Below are 16,548 nucleotides of genomic sequence, written 5' to 3' on the forward strand. Positions count from 1 at the left end.
GCGGCCGCGTTATACGCGGCCGTAACGGTCCTCCAGACGCACGATGTCGTCTTCGCCCAGATAGGAGCCGGACTGCACCTCAATCAGCTCCAGCGGGATCTTGCCGGGGTTTTCCAGCGCGTGGATCTCGCCAAGCGGAATGTAGGTGGACTGGTTCTCGGTGAGCATGATCGTGTCTTCGCCCTTCAGAACCCGCGCCGTGCCGCGGACGACCACCCAGTGTTCCGCCCGGTGGTGGTGTTTCTGCACGGAGAGTTTTGCACCGGGCTTCACCGTGATGCGCTTCACCTGGTAGCGGTTGCCGAAATCGATGGAATCGTAATCGCCCCACGGACGATAGACCCGGCGATGGTCCACATGCTCGGTGCGGTCGGCGGATTTCAGCTGCGAGACGATCTCCTTGACGTGCTGTACGGCATCACGTTTGGCCACGAGGACGGCATCAGCCGTTTCAACGACCACGAGATCCTCAACGCCGACGATGGCGACGAGGCGTTTCTGCGCGGAGACAATGGAGTTTTTGGACGCGACCTGCAGAACATCGCCGATGAGCGCATTGCCATCCGCGTCCCGGTCCTGCGCCTCCCAGATGGCCGACCATGAGCCGATGTCGTTCCAGCCGGCGTCGAGCGGGACCACGGCCGCGCGGTCGGTCTTCTCCATAAGGGCATAGTCGATGGAATCGGAGGGGCATGCCTCGAAGGCCGCGCGCTCGGGACGCAAAAAATAGGCATCGCTTTCCACGCCGGCCATGGCGGCGCGGCAGGCCTCCAGAATGGCGGGCGCGTGTTTCTGCATGGCGTCCAGATAGACGCTGGCGCGGAACAGGAACATGCCGCTGTTCCAGTCGCATGCGCCTTCCTTGAGATAGGCCTTGGCCGTTTCGAGATCCGGCTTTTCCTCGAAGCTGGCCACCGCAAAGCCGCTGTCGCCGATCTTCTTGCCGCGGCGGATGTAGCCAAAGCCGGTTTCGGGGCAGGTGGGCACGATACCGAAAGTGACGAGCCAGCCTTCCTCGGCAAGCGCCTTTGCCCTTGAGAGCCCCTCATGGAAGGCGGGCACGTTCTGGATCAGGTGATCTGCGGGCATGACGAGAAGCAGCGGGTCAGCGCCATTCGCCGTCGCCTGAAGGGCTGCGAGCGTGATCGCGGGCGCGGTGTTGCGGCCGACAGGCTCAAGCAGGATCGGAGCATTTTCGACGCCGGCCTGCCGAAGCTGTTCGGCCGCCAGAAAGCGGTGCTCTTCATTGCAGACGGTGAGGGGCGTGGCTGCGCCCAGCCCGTCCAGCCGGCGCATTGTCTGTTGCAGCATTGTGCTGTCGCCCACCAGCGCGCAGAACTGCTTGGGGTAGTGCTCGCGCGAAACCGGCCAGAGCCGCGTTCCCATTCCACCCGCCATGATCACCGGTACCAACATGAGCCTACCCCCGCCGTTCTGGTTCTGAACCTCTGGATCGCCGCGCACCCCTTCGGGCGCGCAAAGGACGATCCAGAATTTTGACGGAGCATCAGGCCTAAAGCCGGAATCAACTTTTCAGTCCGACGCTCTATCTGTCTGTTTTTCCGCACTTATGCGGATGTCAGCTGTTCCCACCTGACTGCGAAATTTTGTGGCCTGTGCCGCAGGCCGCCGGATGCCTTCGAACAGTGCCCGGATGCCTTCGAACAGTGCAATGCCGGGAACCTTCGCCAAGGATGCCCCGACTTTAGATTGGAAACGTTGACGCGGGGTGTAGGCAAGAGCGCCATCAAGGGATTTGCCCCGTCCATGGGGAGAGGGGACTACCTCCACGGTTGTTTTTCTCCCCGCCGCGCCTCGTTCAAGCAGGCCAATCGTGCGCACTCATGCGCCCTTTGCCGGGGAGAGGGCGCGATGAACGGCACCGTTTTCTCCCCGCGCCCTCTGCCGCTCCTAGACTTTCCCCGATCAAAAGGAACGGGCCAAGATGGAACAGACCGCAAATCTCAAGCTTCCCTACATCATGCCGTCGCAGGCGCAGAAACACGTGACGCACAACGAAGCCATTCGTCTTCTGGACGGGCTGGTGCAGCTCGCTGTGCGTGACCGCGACCTCTCCGCACCGCCGGTCAGCCCCGAAGAGGGCGAATGCCACATCGTTGCGGCGGCAGCGACCGGGGCATGGACGGGCTGGGAAGGGCAGGTGGCGTATTTCGCCGATGGGGCGTGGATGCGGCTTGCGCCGGCTGCCGGCTGGCGGGCCTGGATCATCGACGAGGCGCGTCTTGCCGCCTTTGATGGCGTGGGCTGGCAGGCCATCAACGGATTTCCGGAGAGCGCGGCGGAGATCCAGAATGCAGCGCTGTTCGGGCTTGGAACGACCGCCGATGCGACCAACCCGTTTTCTGCAAAGCTGGACAAGGCGTTCTGGACGGCCCGCTACGCTGCCGAAGGGGGAACGGGCAGCCTGCTCTACACGATGAACAAGGAAGCGCCTGCCGGCGATGTGGGCTTCCTGTTGCAGAGCGGTTTCGTGACGCGCGCGATGTTTGGGCTGCTCGGTTCCGATGGCTGGCGGCTCGCGGTTTCTCCCGATGGTCTGGCCTTCAAGGATGCGATTCGCACGGATGAGGGTTCCGGCCTTGTGTCGCTGCCGGGCAACGTCAAATTCCTTGGCTTCATCAATTACGATCAGTATGTCGCCGCCGACACATGGCAGACCGTGGCCGTCAACAACACGCTGTCGAACGATCAGATGTCCTTCGACACGGGCGCAAACCGGTTCACCGCGCCGGCAGACGGGCTCTACCGCTTTGGGGCGAGCATCGGCTGGAAGCAGAATGGCGCGAATGTGCCGACGGCGGTGAAGGCGAAGCTGGTGCTCAACGGCGTGAGCGACCTCTGCGCGCCTTTGGTGGCGGGCGATGTGGCCGATCTGGCGGTGGATGGTTCGGAAACGGCGCTGCATCTTCACGTGATGGCGCGCCTGGCGGCGGGCGACACGGTGGCGCTTGCGCAGCTCTTTAGCGGGCTTGATGGCTATGTGCCGGCGACGGTCACGCGGTTCTGGGGAGAGTGGGTGGCCTGACGCCTGATGCCTGACGCCTGACGCAGCGACTGGCGCGTGCTCCACAGAAAGGCTGAAAACGCCTGCTTGTCGTGGGGCCGCGCTTCTGCTATCCACCGCTTCGCTCGGTCTTGGGGCGTCGCCAAGTGGTAAGGCAACGGTTTTTGGTACCGTCATTCGCAGGTTCGAATCCTGCCGCCCCAGCCAGCCTTCGCAAATCCAGAAATCTCTGTTGTTGAAGCGAGAACGCGAGCAATTTTCTTCAAATTGCTTCGGGTGTCTTGGGGCTGCGTCAAATTTTGACGGCTAGCTTTGCGCCATGAGCAAGTGGAAGCCTACTCCCGAAGTCATTGACGCGTCCCGGCGTTTCAGACGCGCCAAACGATTGCGTTTGACGAAAAAAGTCTTGTTCGGAGCGGTTCTTCTGGGAGCCGTTGGCGCCGGATACGCCTATGACCGGGGACGGCTCGAGCCGGTTCAGGCGCTGATGCAGTCGGCAAATTGCAACATCAAGGGCAATGTCAGCATCGATACCGGTGAGCGCATCTATCATGTGCCGGGGCAACGCTATTACGAGCAGACCGTCATCTCGCCGCGCTACGGGGAGAGGTGGTTCTGTTCGGAAGCCGAGGCGCGCCGCGCAGGATGGCGCAGATCCAAGGTCTGAAAAGCCCGGCTCTTTTCAGCCGGGCTTTCCTGAAGCGTTATTGTTCTTCCGATCAACCAGCCTGCTCGATCATCCCGCGCAGCTCGTCCACCTTTGCCTTCAGGAGCGCCTTGTCGCCGCGGGTCTCCACGTTGAGGCGCAGCAGGGGTTCGGTGTTGGAGGCGCGCAGGTTGAAGCGCCAGTCGTCGAACACCATGCCGAGGCCATCCTGGCTCTCGATTTCGGGGGTCTGCGGCATGTAGTGATCGGAAATGCGGGCCTGTACCGCGGTTGCGTCCGAAACGGTGAAGTTGATCTCGCCCGAGCAGGGATAGGCAGCGATGCGCTCTTCCAGGCGCTCGGCGAGCGTCGTGCCGCTGGCCGAAAGCTCCGCCACCACGTTGAGCCATGCAAGCATGCCTGAATCGCAATAGGCGAAATCGCGGAAGTAGTGGTGCGCGCTCATCTCGCCGCCATAGATGGCGTTCTCCTCGCGCATCATCTGCTTGAAATAGGCATGGCCCGTGCGGCAGGCCTTCGCCACGCCGCCGGCGCTTTCCACCACGTCGATCGTGTTCCAGGTCAGGCGCGGGTCGTAGAGAACGGTGCTGCCCGGATTCTTGGCGAGCAGGGACTGGGCGATCATGCCGACCAGATAATAGCCTTCCACGAAACGGCCCTTGTGGTCGTAGAGGAAGCAGCGGTCGAAATCGCCGTCCCAGGCGATGGCGAGGTCCGCGCCGTGCTCGATCACCGCCCTGCTGGCCTTCTCGCGCTTTTCCGGAAGCAGCGGGTTGGGCACGCCATTGGGCAGGCGCGGATCGGGCTCGTGGTCGATCTTGATGAAGGTGAAGGGCAGATGCTTTTCCAGAAGATCGATGATCGGGCCTGCACAGCCATTGCCGGCGTGACAGACGATCTTCATCGGTTTCAGGTTCTGGCCGGCCACCTCGTTGAGAAGGCGTTCGATATAGGCGTCGCGGTCGCACGGATCGTGCAGTGCGCCGCGCGCGGCATAATCGGCAACCGGCTGAAGCACCGCATCCGAACGCATGATCTCTTCGATTGCGTTGAAGGCGTTGTCCGGCGTGGCGGCGGACGCGCCTTTCAGCACCATCTTGATGCCGTTGTAATCGGGCGGGTTGTGGCTGGCGGTCACCATGAGGCCGGCGTCCGCGCCGCTTGCGGCGGTGTGGAAATAGACCTCTTCCGTGCCGCAGCGGCCAACGGGGCGCACGGCGACGCCGCTGTCGAGAAGGCCCTGGGTCAGCGCTTCGGCCAGCGCCGGGCTGTCCATGCGCATGTCGTGGCCGATAACGACCGTGCCGGGGTTGAGGCTTTGCTTGAGCGCCTGCGAAAAGCGATAGGCGAAGGGAACATTGATTTCTGCGGGGATACGGCCGCGAACGTCATACGCTTTGAAGGGGGCGCCCATACTTTCCTTCCTGAATAATCTCGAAGATGAACAATGCTCTGTCATCGTTTAGCATTGCAATGATTGATTGAAGTTTTGTTAGAATTGGATGAAGGCACACAGAGTCACAATTGCGGCGACAAATGCGCACGCTACGCAAATACACAAGAGCTGAAACGGTTGCATGCCGGCTTGTTCACCTCGTGTAACAGCCGGCGCATCAGTTTGAAGGGGGGCGTTGGTTGCACTGCGCCCGCCGCATCCCTATTCAACGGACGGGGATAACGCGGAATCATCCCGCAACCGATTGGGCAACAAATGCAATTTATCGATCTCGGCGCTCAGCGTGAGCGCATCAAGGACAAACTGGCGACCGCAATCGACAAGGTTGTTGCCGAAGGGCGCTATATTCTCGGGCCGGAAGTCAGCGCTCTTGAAGAGCAGCTCGCGGCCTATGTGGGCACCAAGCACGTTATCGCCTGCGCCAATGGCACCGACGCCCTGCTCATGCCGCTGATGGCCTATGGCATCGGACCGGGCGACGCGGTGTTCTGCCCGAGCTTCACCTTTGCAGCGACGGCCGAAGTCGTGGCGCTGGCCGGCGCAGAGCCGGTTTTCGTGGAAATCGACGCCGACACCTACAATATGGACCCGAAGAGCCTGACGGCCGCCATCGACCACATCAAGGCGGAAGGCCGACTGACGCCGAAGGCGGTGATCCCGGTCGATCTCTTTGGTCTGGCTGCCGACTACGGAGCCATCGAAGGCATCGCTGCGCGTGAAGATCTGCGCATCATCGAGGACGCCGCCCAGTCCATCGGCGGCACGCTCAACAACAAGCGCTGCGGTGCGTTCGGCCATGTGGCGTCCACCAGCTTCTACCCGGCCAAGCCGCTCGGCTGCTATGGCGACGGCGGTGCGATGTTCACCGATGATGACGAGCTGGCTGATGTGCTGCGCTCCATCGCCTTCCACGGCAAGGGCGAAAGCCAGTATGACAATGTGCGCGTGGGCCTGAATTCACGCCTCGACACGATTCAGGCCGCGATCCTGATCGAGAAGCTGGCGATCCTCGAAGACGAGATGGAAGCGCGCCAGAAGGTTGCCGCACGCTATGCCGAAGGTCTGGGCGATGTGGTGAAGGTGGCGGTGACGCCGAAGGGCCATCGCTCGGCCTGGGCGCAATATGCCATCGAGACCGGGAAGCGCGACCTGGTGCGCAAGCGCCTTGGTGAGGCGGGCATTCCCTCGGTTGTCTATTACGAGAAGCCGCTGCACCTGCAGAAGGCCTATGAGATGCATGCGAAAGCGCCCGGTGGTCTCGCCATCTCGGAGAGCCTGCCGCACCGCATCCTGTGCCTGCCGATGCACCCCTATCTCGCCGAGAGCGACCAGGATCGTGTGATCGAGACCATCCGCAGCGCCGTCGCCGAATAGGCTGACGACTGCTTCCAGGACACCGAAAAGGCCCGTGAAAGCGGGCCTTTTTTGCATTCTGAAATGCCTTTTCCCCTTTGCCGGAAACAACGCAAAAAGCGCCTCGCAAACCGGGGTGAGGTTGGGCGTGCGCGCCTTGAGAGGGCCGAAAACCGCATGGTACCCCAAGGGCAGGATCCGGAAGCCGCAAAGGCTCCGGCCGCAGCGACAAAGACGCGAAGGCGAAAACATGCCGGCAGCCCTTACCCATCTCGACAGGCTGGAAGCCGAGGCGATCCACATCTTCCGCGAAGTGGCGGCGACCTTTTCAAAGCCGGTGATGCTTTATTCCGTCGGCAAGGATTCGTCCGTGCTGATGCATCTGGCGATGAAGGCGTTCTATCCGGCCAAACCGCCATTCCCCTTCCTGCATGTGGACACCACCTGGAAGTTTCGCGAGATGATCGAATTTCGCGACCGGATGGCGCGCGAAAAGGGTTTTGAGCTTCTGGTGCATGTAAACGAGGAGGGCGTGCGCGACGGCATCAATCCGTTCGATCATGGCTCCAACACGCACACCCATGTGATGAAGACGGTGGCGCTGCGCCAGGCGCTCGACAAATACGGGTTTGACGCCGCCTTTGGCGGCGCGCGGCGCGACGAAGAGAAGAGCCGCGCCAAGGAACGCATTTTCTCGTTCCGCTCCGCAGGCCATGGCTGGGACCCGAAGAACCAGCGGCCGGAAATGTGGAAAATCTACAACACGCGCGTGGCGCAGGGTGAATCGATCCGTGTCTTCCCGCTCTCCAACTGGACCGAGCAGGACATCTGGCAATACATCCTGCAGGAAAACATTCCCATTGTTCCGCTCTATTTCGCCGCCAGACGGCCGGTGGTGGATCGGGGCGGAATGACCATCATGGTCGATGACGACCGGATGCGCCTTCAGCCGGGCGAGAAGGTGGAGGAGCGTCTGGTGCGCTTCCGCACGCTTGGCTGCTACCCGCTGACGGGCGCGATCCCGTCGACCGCTGCCACGCTCGAGGAAATCGTCGGCGAGATGCTGACGGCCCGCACGTCTGAACGGCAGGGGCGCCTGATCGACCGCGATGAGGCAGGCTCCATGGAAAAGAAGAAGCGCGAGGGGTATTTCTGATCATGTTGACCGCCAACACAGCGCTTCTGCGTGAAGATGACGATGCTCTGGTCGATATCCGCGACTATGTGGCCGGGCAGGAGAACAAGGGGCTTTTGCGGTTCCTGACCTGCGGCTCGGTGGATGACGGCAAGTCGACGCTGATCGGGCGTCTCCTGTTCGACACCAAGCTGATCTTCGAGGACCAGCTGGCAGCGCTTGAAAACGATTCCCGCAAGCACGGCACGGCTGGCGACGAGATCGATTTCGCACTGCTGGTCGACGGGCTGGAGGCCGAACGCGAGCAGGGCATCACCATCGATGTGGCCTATCGCTTCTTCTCCACGCCGCGCCGCAAATTCATCGTGGCCGACACGCCGGGCCATGAGCAGTACACGCGCAACATGGCGACCGGCGCATCCACAGCGGATGTGGCCATCGTGCTGGTGGACGCGCGGCAGGGCATCCTGCCTCAGACGCGCCGACACTCGATGATCGCCTCGCTTCTGGGCATTCGCCACATCGTTCTGGCGGTGAACAAAATCGACCTTGTCAGCTTCGACGAAGCCGTGTTCGAGCGCATCGCGGCGGAATATCGCGCGTTTGCCGAAGAGCTCGGCTTCACGACGATCCAGCCGATCCCCATGTCGGCGCGCTATGGCGACAATGTCATCCGCTCGTCGGGCAAGACGCCCTGGTATGATGGGCCGTCGCTGCTGGAGCATCTGGAGACGGTCGACATCGAGGCCGAGGCGGAGGGTAAGCCGTTTCGCTTTCCCGTGCAGTATGTCTCGCGGCCGAACCTTGATTTTCGCGGTTTCTCGGGCACGGTGGCTGCTGGCAGCATCGGCGTCGGCGAGCGGGTGACGGTCGCCAAGTCGGGCAAGCAGACGCGCATCCGCCGCATCGTCACGCAGGATGGCGATCTCGACGTTGCTTCGGAGGGGCAGGCGGTGACGCTTCTGCTCGAGGACGAGGTGGAGCTTTCGCGCGGCAACATGCTGGTGACGCCGGAGGCGCGCCCGCATGTGGCCGATCAGTTCTCCGCGACGCTTGTGTGGTTCGATGAAAAGCCGCTCCTGCCGGGGCGCTCCTACATTCTGCGCACCGAAACGGATGAGGTTTCGGCGACGGTGAGCCAGCTCAAGCATCGCCGCAACATCAACAATTTTGCCGAGGAAGCGGCAACCAGCCTCGATCTGAACGAGGTGGGGCTGTGCAATTTTTCAACTCAGGCCCCGATTGCCTTTGACGCTTTCAGCGACAACCGCACCACGGGCGCTTTCATCCTGATCGACCGGCTGACCAATGCGACGGTCGGCGCGGGCATGATCCAGAGGCCTTTGCGGCGCGCAGCGAACATCCACTGGCAGGCGCTCGACGTGACGCGCCAGTCACGCGCGGAGCTGAAGCACCAGAAACCGGCGGTTCTGTGGTTCACCGGGCTTTCGGGCTCCGGCAAATCGACCATTGCCAGCCTTCTGGAAAAGAAACTGCATGCAGCCGGCCGCCACACCTATGTTCTGGATGGTGACAATGTTCGCCACGGGCTGAACCGGGATCTGGGCTTTACGGACGAGGACCGGGTGGAGAACATCCGCCGCGTGGCCGAAACGGCAAAGCTGATGGCGGATGCCGGGTTGATCGTGCTCGTCTCGTTCATCTCGCCCTTCAGGGCCGAGCGGCGCATGGCGCGCGAGCTGATGAGCGAGGGCGAGTTTGTGGAGGTCTTCGTGGACACGCCCTTTGAAGAATGCGCGAGGCGTGATCCGAAAGGGCTCTATGCCAAGGCGCTCAATGGCGAGATACAGAACTTCACGGGCGTCGATTCCCCCTATGAGACGCCGGAAAGGGCTGATATCCACATCGAGACGACGGCCCGCGCGCCCGAAGAGCTGGTCGACGAAATCGAGGCCTGGCTCAAGGAACGTGGCCATTGCTGATCTGAATTGAAGAAGGGCATCGGAACAACCAAAAGCCGGTTTCCGGTCCGATGCTCTGGTGGAAAGACTGACTGGCCCATGGGCATGATGAAGGACGACGCGGCGCTTCTGGCGCTGTTTGAAGAACTCGCGCTGGCGGCGGGGGCTGCGATCATGCAGCACTACGAGGCGGGCTTCGAGGTGGAGCAGAAGGCTGACGATACGCCGGTAACGGCAGCCGACCGTGCTGCGGAGAGGGTGATCCTCGACGGGTTTCGGAATGTGGGGCTGGGAACGCCCTGCGTTTCTGAAGAGGCCGCGTCCGGTGGCGTCATTCCGGCCTGCGGCGACGGTAATTTCCTTCTGGTAGATCCGCTCGATGGCACGCGCGAATTCATTGCGCGGCGTCCGGATTTCACCGTCAATATCGGCCTGATCCGCAATGGCGAGCCGGTGGCCGGTGTTGTCTATGCGCCGGCGCGCGATCTGCTTTATTCGGCGCGTCCGGGTTCGGCGTTTGAAATTCCGGTGGTGGGCGGCAAGCCGCAGGAGCGGCGGACGATCAGGGCGCGGCCGCGCCGGACACCGCCTGCAATTGTCGCAAGCCGCTCGCACTGTACCGACGAAACCCGCGCCTTCATCGCCCGCCATCCGGATGCCGAGACGGTTTCCATCGGCTCGTCGCTGAAATTCTGCATGATCGCGCGGGGCGATGCGGATCTCTATCCGCGCTTCGGCCGGACCATGCAGTGGGACACGGCGGCCGGTGACGCCGTGCTGCGTGCGGCAGGCGGCATGGCGCACACGCTGGATGGCGCGCCGCTCACCTATGGGCCGAAGGGCGGCGAGGGGCTGGAAGCCTTTGTGAGCCCGACATTCGTTGCCGAAGGGGCGGGCTGGTAGCATCCTGCCTTTGGGGCGCTGTTGTGGTAGGCGCAGCCGTCAACGCCTCCTTCTCCCCGCTGGCGGGGAGAAGGTGAGGATGAGGGGCGGGCACCTGCAATTGTGATCAGTGCCAGGTTTTGAATGGGGTGGCTGCCGTGCGGCGAGGCTTGCGCGGCCCCTCATCCCCCTGCCGGGACCTTCTCCCCGCACACGGGGAGAAGGAGGATGGCCGAAACTGCGGCGCTCCTTGATGGGAAGGGAAGGCAGGGCCCGGGCTTTTTCAACTGACTGTCCTGTCAGGCCGTCGTCAGCTCTTCCTTCCAGGGGGGATTTGCGCCGGCGCGTGACACGGTGATGGCGGCGGCGCGGGTTGCGAAGGTCATTGCTTCTGAAATCTCTTCAGCGCCGAGTGCGGCGATTTTCTCCTTCGTCAGAAGCCCCGCCATCTCAAGTGCCGCCAGAAGCGCGCCGTTGAACGTGTCGCCGGCGCCGACCGTGTCGACCACGGTGACGGGCCGTGCCGCGACGAACTGCTTTTGTGATTTCGTGTAGGCCGTCGCGCCCTTGCCGCCATCGGTGACAATGACGAGGGAGGGCCCGCGCGCCAGCCAGCGCGCGGCGATCGCGTCGGTGCTTTCCGTTTCGCCGAACCATGCAAGATCGTCGGTGGAGATTTTCACGATGTCGGACAGGGCAAGCATGCGCTCAATGCGGGCGCGGTGGCTTTTTGCATCGGTGATAAAGGCGGGGCGGATGTTCGGGTCGAGCATGATGACGCGGCCCGCAGCCTCGCGCGCCATCAGCGCCTCATAGGCCGAGCCACAGGGCTCTGACACGAGGCTGATGCCGCCGAACAGAAGGGCCGACACATCTGTGCCGATGGCGGGCAGGTCGTCGGGCGAGACCATCCGGCCGGCTGTGCTTTCATCATAGAAGGCGTATTCGGCCTGACCGGCGGTAAGGGTCACGAAGGCGAGTGTCGTGGGGCGGCTGGAAATCTGCGCAAAGCCAAGATCCACATGGCTTTCCTCAAGCTTCTCGCGCAGCATCCGACCGAAGAGATCGTCCGAGAGGCCGGTGAAGAAGCCACAGGACACGCCAAGGCGGGCAATGGCGATGGCGCTGTTGAAGACCGCGCCGCCGGTATAGGGCGCAAAGGCCGCTTCGCCGTCGCTCGACTGGCGCGGCAGCATGTCGATCAGCGCTTCGCCGCAACAAAGGATCATGACGTGCCTCCCGTTCGTTTTGCCCATCGGGAGTAGCGGGCGGCGGGCGGCTTGGCAATGCAGGATGCGCGGGGCCTTATCAATGGAAGTTGCGGCCCTTGGGCAGAACACGCACATCGCGCGGGTGACGCCAGAGATTTTGCGCGGTCGCGGGCTTTTCCGCCGCCTGTGCGTCCGCGCCCGGATCGGACATGGCGGCCAGAAGCTCCGGCGTCGTGTCGAGCAGGCGGCGGGCAACCACATGGATGACATTGCTTTCTTTCTGCAGAATGCCCTCGATGGTGACCATGCGCGCGCCGAACACGATACGGCGAAAGCGCAGGAAGACGCGCGGCCAGACGATGACGTTGGCAATGCCGGTTTCATCCTCCAGCGTCATGAAGATGACGCCGCTTGCCGTGCCGGGGCGCTGGCGCACCAGAACGAGGCCCGAAACGCGCACGAAGCGCCCGGCCGGGATATCCGCGAGGGCGCGGGTTTCCACGATGCGGCGTTCCTTGAGCTGCTGGCGCAGGAAGGAAACGGGATGCGCCTTGAGAGAAAGGCTGAGCGTGCCGTAATCCTCCACCACCTGCTCGCCGGGAAGAAGTTCCGGCAGCGCCACGCTCTCTTCGGCCTGAAGGGGCGTTTCTTCCGTGCTTTTGGTGCTGGCGAAGAGCGGCAGTTCCTCGGCTGCCGCACGCACGCCCTGATGGCCGCTCAGGCCGCGCACCTCCCAGAGGGCAGCGCGGCGGTCGAGCCCGAGTGAGCGGAAGGCGTCCGCCTCGGCAAGCCGGCGCAAGGAGAACATGTCGATGCCGGATCGGAAATAGAGGTCGCGCACGGTGGCAAAGCCCGCGCCGCGCGTGGCCATGATCTTCAGCGCTGCGGCCTCGCGTATGCCATCCACCTGGCGCAGGCCAAGCCGCACCGCATGGCGGATCGCGCCCTTTTTCGAGGCGGGTTCCAGCGTGTGGTCCCAGTCGCTGCGGTTGATGTCGACGGGGCGTGTCTCGCCGCCATGATCGCGGAAATCCCGGACGATGGAGGAGGCGGAGTAAAACCCCATGGGCTGGGAGTTCAAAAGTGCGCAGGCAAAGACATCCGGATAGTGGCATTTGAGCCAGGAGGAGGCATAGGCGAGCAGCGCGAAACTGGCCGAATGGCTTTCGGGAAAACCGTAATCGCTGAACCCCTTCATCTGGTTGAAACAGCGCTCGGCAAAGTCGGGTTCATAGCCATTGGCGAGCATGCCCTTGATGAAGTCTTCGCGGAATTGGTCGATTGTGCCGGTGCGGCGGAAGGAGGCCATGGCGCGGCGCAGCCGGTCGGCCTTTTCCGGCGAGAAGCGGGCCGCGACGATGGCGATCTTCATCGCCTGTTCCTGAAAGAGCGGCACGCCGAGGGTCTTCTGGAGCACGGCGCGCAATTCTTCGGAAGGATAATCGACATCCTCTTCCCTGTTGCGGCGGCGCAGATAGGGATGAACCATGTCGCCCTGAATGGGACCGGGGCGGACAATGGCAATCTCGATCACGAGGTCATAGAAATTTTCCGGTCGCAGGCGCGGCAGCATGGACATCTGCGCCCGGCTTTCGATCTGGAAGACGCCAACCGTGTCGGCGCGCTGGATCATGGCGTAGGTGGGGCCGTCATCGCGGGGCACGGTGGCGAGCGTGTGATCCCGGTCATAGTGATCGCGCAACAGATCGAACCCCTTGCGCAGGCAGGTGAGCATGCCGAGCGAAAGCACATCCACCTTGAGGATGTTGAGCGCGTCGAGATCGTCCTTGTCCCATTCCACCATGGTGCGGTCCTTCATGGCGGCGTTGGCGATGGGCACGATTTCGCTCAAGGGCGAATGGGTGAGCACGAAGCCGCCCACATGCTGGGAGAGATGGCGGGGGAAGCCGATCAGCTGGCTGACGAGAACGAGGGTCTGTCGCAGGCGTGGATCGGTGGGGTCGAGACCGGCTTCGCGCACCTGATCGCCTGCGGGTGTGCGCGAGGAATGGCCCCAGACAAGGCCGGTCATGGCGGCGACCACATCGGGCGACAGGCCCATGGCCTTGCCGGCCTCGCGCACGGCGCTGCGCGTGCGGTAGGAAATGACGGTGGCGGCCAGCCCGGCGCGGTGGCGGCCATATTTGTCATAGATGTACTGCATCACCTCTTCGCGCCGCTCATGCTCGAAATCGACATCGATGTCCGGCGGCTCGCCGCGCTCGGCGGAGATGAAGCGCTCGAACAGAAGGTCGATCTCGGTGGGGTTGACCGAGGTGACGCCAAGGCAAAAACAGACGACAGAATTGGCCGCCGAGCCGCGCCCCTGGCACAGGATGGGCGGGGTCTGTGCGCGGGCGAAGTTCACAATGTCGTGCACGGTGAGAAAATAGGCGGCGTAGCCAAGCTGGCCGATGAGCTTCAGCTCATGGGAAATCATGCCGGCGACCTTTGGCGGAACCACGCCGTCGAAACGGACTTTTGCGCCAAGCCAGGTGAGGCGTTCCAGCTCCTCCTGCGGGGTGGCGCTCTCACCGCTCGATTCCTTCGGATAGTCGAAGCGCAGTTCATCGAGCGAGAAGCGGCATTCATCCATGAGGGCCACGGAACGGGCAATGGCGTCTTCGTGGCCGCGCAGCAGGCGGGTCATCTCCGCAGGCGCTTTCAGGTGCCGCTCGGCATTGCGTTCCAGCCGGAAACCGGCCTCGTCGATGGTGCAGTGTGCGCGGATGCAGGTGAGGAGATCCTGAAGGGGGCGGCGGGCCGGCATGTGGTAGAGCACGTCATTGGTGGCGATGAGCGGTGTGCCACAGGTCGCGGCGAGCGCGGCAAGGCGCTCTTGGCGCGCGCCGTCATTGGCCCGGCGATGGGGCGTGAGCGCCAAAAACACGTCGCCGGGGAAGAGGGCTGCGAGGCGGCGCAGGTTTTCTTCGAAATCAGAACCGAAATCATAGGGCGGCATGGCGATGAAGCGCTGGTCCGCGCCAAGTTGTTCCAGATTGCCCAGATGGAGGTGGCACTCGCCTTTCGGTGCACGGCGGTTGCCATCGGTCAAAAGCTGCGTCAGGCGGCCATAGGCATCCCTGTCGGTTGGGAAGCAGAGCGTTTCGAAATCGTCCAGCATGACCAGTCGCGCGCCGACGACAAGGCGGATCTTCTGCGCCTTCGCCTCCACATGGGCGCGCACGACACCAGCCATCGTATTGCGGTCGGCAATGCCGATGGCCGCATGGCCAAGCCGGGCGGCTTCGGCAACCAGCTCGCGGGGATGAGACCCGCCGCGCAGAAAGCTGTAATTGCTGGTGACGCCGAGCTCCACATAGGGCGGGGCCGGTGGCGCGGAGCGCTTTTTGGGGGGCGTTCCGGCGGTGTCGGCCTTTAAACCGGTGGTCAGAGGGATGGGGCTTGACGATTGCGCGCTCATGCGAAGACCCCGTGGATGAACCAGCGCGGGGTTTCTTCATCGCGCTCATAAAGCCCGTCGCGGAAGAGCCAGAAGCGGCGGCCGGCTTCATCTTCGATGCGGAAATAGTCGCGTGTCTTGCGGCTGGCCCCGAGTGGCGCGCGCCACCATTCAGGCGCAATGCGCTCCGGCCCTTCGGCACGCGTCACAAGGTGGGCCACGCGCCGCCATTCGAAACGGGTGGGCGGGCCATCGGGCACGCCGGCGAGCGTGGTGACAGGCTCCGGAACGGCAAAGAGGAAGAGGGGGCGGGCAAAGGCCGCGCCATCCTGAATGCAGCGGGCATGGGCCTGCCAGTCGTGGCTTTGCGCGGGCTTGAGCACGGAGACGGCGCGGGCGGCGCGCTCGGGCAGGAAGCTCGCATGGGGCTCGGCGCGGGTGACGTTGCGCGCGCCGAACCGGTTGACCAGCCGGTCAAGCAGCGGAGCGAGGTCGCCGTCACGCATGGTCATGGCGTCGTCGCCCAGATCCTCCTGCCGCATGGCGAGCGTTTCCACGGAAAGGGCGGTGAGGCTGGCCGCCTCGAAGCCGAAGCCGGCGCGATCCTCTATGCGGTCGAGCCGCTCGCCGAGAAGGCGGGCGAGATGCGCTGCATCGCGCGTGGGGGTGCTGGTGGCGAGCGGCAGGGCCTCGAACCAGCCATCGACGCGGAACAGCCGCAGCTCCACGCGCCGCACGCCCTTGCCGGCCTTTTCAAGGAGCGCGCAGAGGTCGCGCGTGAGGCGGCCGATGGCGATCCCGATTGCTTCCTGCGTGACGATGGGCTCGGCGAAACGGCATTGCGCGGCATGCAGATGGGGCGGGTTGAGGGGGCGAAAGCTTTCCTCCTCATGGCCAAGCGCCTCGTCCAGCCGGCGCAGCGCCAGCGGGCCAAAGCGCGACGCCAGCGGCGCGCGCGGCTTGCCGATGAGATCGCCGACGCGTTTGAGGCCGAGCTTTTCAAGCGCCTTGACCGTGCCTTCCTCCAGCCGCAGGGCGCAGACGGGCAGCGGCGCCATGTGCCCGGCAAGGGCTGAGCGGGTGACGGCAAGGCGATCATCGGGCGCGTGGCGGGCAAGCGCCCAGGCGCCACCGATGGTGGGCGCCAGCGCCAGCCGTGCGGTGAGGCCGAAACGGCCAAGCTTTGACGCCAGCATCTCCATGAGGGCGCTCTCGCCGCCGAAGAGATGCGCACAGCCGGCAATGTCGAGGCTCACCCCGTCGGGAAAGTCGGGACGCGTCAGCGGCGAAAAACACTGGCACCAGAGCGCCAGCCTTATGAGGGCGCGCTCATCGCCCTGAAGGTCGGCATGGGCGACCTGCAGGGCGGGGTGGATGGCGCGCGCATCGGCCAGCGCCATGCCGGGTGAAAAGCCCAGCGCCCCGGCTGCCTGATTGAGCGCGGTGATGCGCTGGCCATTGTCCGTGGTGGTGACGAGCACCAGCGCCGCGTCC

11 protein-coding genes and 1 tRNA gene are annotated in these 16,548 nt (G+C 63.6%); 7 read left to right on the forward strand and 5 right to left on the reverse strand.

The window, feature by feature from the left end; all coding sequences use genetic code 11:
• Positions 1–9 precede the first annotated feature (9 nt).
• The gene (locus JYP46_RS03455) at positions 10–1,416 is read right to left on the reverse strand and encodes a mannose-1-phosphate guanylyltransferase/mannose-6-phosphate isomerase (protein ID WP_206547268.1); all 1,407 of its coding nucleotides are present in this window, start codon (positions 1,414–1,416) and stop codon (positions 10–12) included.
• A 529-nt stretch (positions 1,417–1,945) separates the two neighbouring features.
• Here JYP46_RS03455 and JYP46_RS03460 point away from each other — a divergent pair.
• The 3 genes from JYP46_RS03460 to JYP46_RS03470 all read left to right on the forward strand — a co-directional run bounded on the left by JYP46_RS03460 (position 1,946) and on the right by JYP46_RS03470 (position 3,692).
• On the forward strand, positions 1,946–3,046 hold the full coding sequence (locus JYP46_RS03460; RefSeq protein WP_206547269.1) for a DUF2793 domain-containing protein: 1,101 nt from the start codon (positions 1,946–1,948) through the stop codon (positions 3,044–3,046).
• A gap of 111 nt (positions 3,047–3,157) precedes the next feature.
• Positions 3,158–3,232 (forward strand) — tRNA-Gln (locus JYP46_RS03465).
• 199 nt (positions 3,233–3,431) lie between these two features.
• Positions 3,432–3,692, forward strand: coding sequence for a sunset domain-containing protein (locus JYP46_RS03470; protein WP_222473849.1), 261 nt, complete (start codon positions 3,432–3,434; stop codon positions 3,690–3,692).
• 52 nt (positions 3,693–3,744) lie between these two features.
• On the opposite strand, the gene JYP46_RS03475 is transcribed toward JYP46_RS03470, so the two are convergent.
• Positions 3,745–5,106, reverse strand: a complete 1,362-nt coding sequence (locus JYP46_RS03475) for a phosphohexomutase domain-containing protein (RefSeq protein ID WP_206547270.1) — start codon at positions 5,104–5,106, stop codon at positions 3,745–3,747.
• Between the two features lie 297 nt (positions 5,107–5,403).
• Between JYP46_RS03475 and JYP46_RS03480 the strand changes: the two genes are divergently transcribed.
• The 4 genes from JYP46_RS03480 to cysQ all read left to right on the forward strand — a co-directional run bounded on the left by JYP46_RS03480 (position 5,404) and on the right by cysQ (position 10,461).
• A complete protein-coding gene (locus JYP46_RS03480) occupies positions 5,404–6,522 on the forward strand; it encodes a DegT/DnrJ/EryC1/StrS family aminotransferase (RefSeq protein ID WP_206545875.1) in 1,119 nt (372 codons plus the stop codon).
• Positions 6,523–6,697: 175 nt separating this feature from the next.
• Positions 6,698–7,657, forward strand: coding sequence for a sulfate adenylyltransferase subunit CysD (gene cysD, locus JYP46_RS03485; protein WP_283799448.1), 960 nt, complete (start codon positions 6,698–6,700; stop codon positions 7,655–7,657).
• A gap of 2 nt (positions 7,658–7,659) precedes the next feature.
• A complete protein-coding gene (gene cysN, locus JYP46_RS03490; RefSeq protein WP_206547272.1) occupies positions 7,660–9,579 on the forward strand; it encodes a sulfate adenylyltransferase subunit CysN in 1,920 nt (639 codons plus the stop codon).
• A 78-nt stretch (positions 9,580–9,657) separates the two neighbouring features.
• Entirely contained in the window at positions 9,658–10,461 is an 804-nt protein-coding gene (cysQ, locus tag JYP46_RS03495; RefSeq protein WP_206547273.1) for a 3'(2'),5'-bisphosphate nucleotidase CysQ, read from the forward strand.
• Positions 10,462–10,739: 278 nt separating this feature from the next.
• Here the strand turns inward: cysQ and JYP46_RS03500 are convergent, their stop codons facing one another.
• The 3 genes from JYP46_RS03500 to JYP46_RS03510 form a co-directional block, all read right to left on the reverse strand.
• Positions 10,740–11,669 carry a carbohydrate kinase family protein gene (locus JYP46_RS03500; RefSeq protein ID WP_206547274.1) on the reverse strand — a complete coding sequence of 310 codons (930 nt, stop codon included), beginning with the start codon at positions 11,667–11,669 and terminating at the stop codon, positions 10,740–10,742.
• Positions 11,670–11,748: 79 nt separating this feature from the next.
• Positions 11,749–15,075, reverse strand: a complete 3,327-nt coding sequence (locus tag JYP46_RS03505; protein WP_206547275.1) for an error-prone DNA polymerase — start codon at positions 15,073–15,075, stop codon at positions 11,749–11,751.
• Complete coding sequence (locus tag JYP46_RS03510) at positions 15,072–16,535, reverse strand: Y-family DNA polymerase (RefSeq protein WP_206547276.1); 1,464 nt, start codon at positions 16,533–16,535, stop codon at positions 15,072–15,074. Before JYP46_RS03510 ends, JYP46_RS03505 begins: the two co-directional genes overlap by 4 nt.
• Between the last annotated feature and the right edge of the window lie 13 nt (positions 16,536–16,548).

Origin of the sequence: Nitratireductor aquimarinus (genome assembly GCF_017255295.1) — a bacterium.
In the GTDB taxonomy this organism is placed as follows: Bacteria; Pseudomonadota; Alphaproteobacteria; order Rhizobiales; family Rhizobiaceae; genus Nitratireductor; species Nitratireductor aquimarinus.

Coding starts and splice junctions, on each gene's coding strand:
- JYP46_RS03460 (WP_206547269.1), top strand. CDS start 1,946: ATGGAACAGACCGCAAATCTCAAGCTTCCCTACATCATGCCGTCGCAG.
- JYP46_RS03480 (WP_206545875.1), top strand. CDS start 5,404: ATGCAATTTATCGATCTCGGCGCTCAGCGTGAGCGCATCAAGGACAAA.
- cysQ (WP_206547273.1), top strand. CDS start 9,658: ATGGGCATGATGAAGGACGACGCGGCGCTTCTGGCGCTGTTTGAAGAA.
- JYP46_RS03505 (WP_206547275.1), bottom strand. CDS start 15,075: ATGAGCGCGCAATCGTCAAGCCCCATCCCTCTGACCACCGGTTTAAAG.
- JYP46_RS03475 (WP_206547270.1), bottom strand. CDS start 5,106: ATGGGCGCCCCCTTCAAAGCGTATGACGTTCGCGGCCGTATCCCCGCA.
- JYP46_RS03455 (WP_206547268.1), bottom strand. CDS start 1,416: ATGTTGGTACCGGTGATCATGGCGGGTGGAATGGGAACGCGGCTCTGG.
- JYP46_RS03500 (WP_206547274.1), bottom strand. CDS start 11,669: ATGATCCTTTGTTGCGGCGAAGCGCTGATCGACATGCTGCCGCGCCAG.
- cysN (WP_206547272.1), top strand. CDS start 7,660: ATGTTGACCGCCAACACAGCGCTTCTGCGTGAAGATGACGATGCTCTG.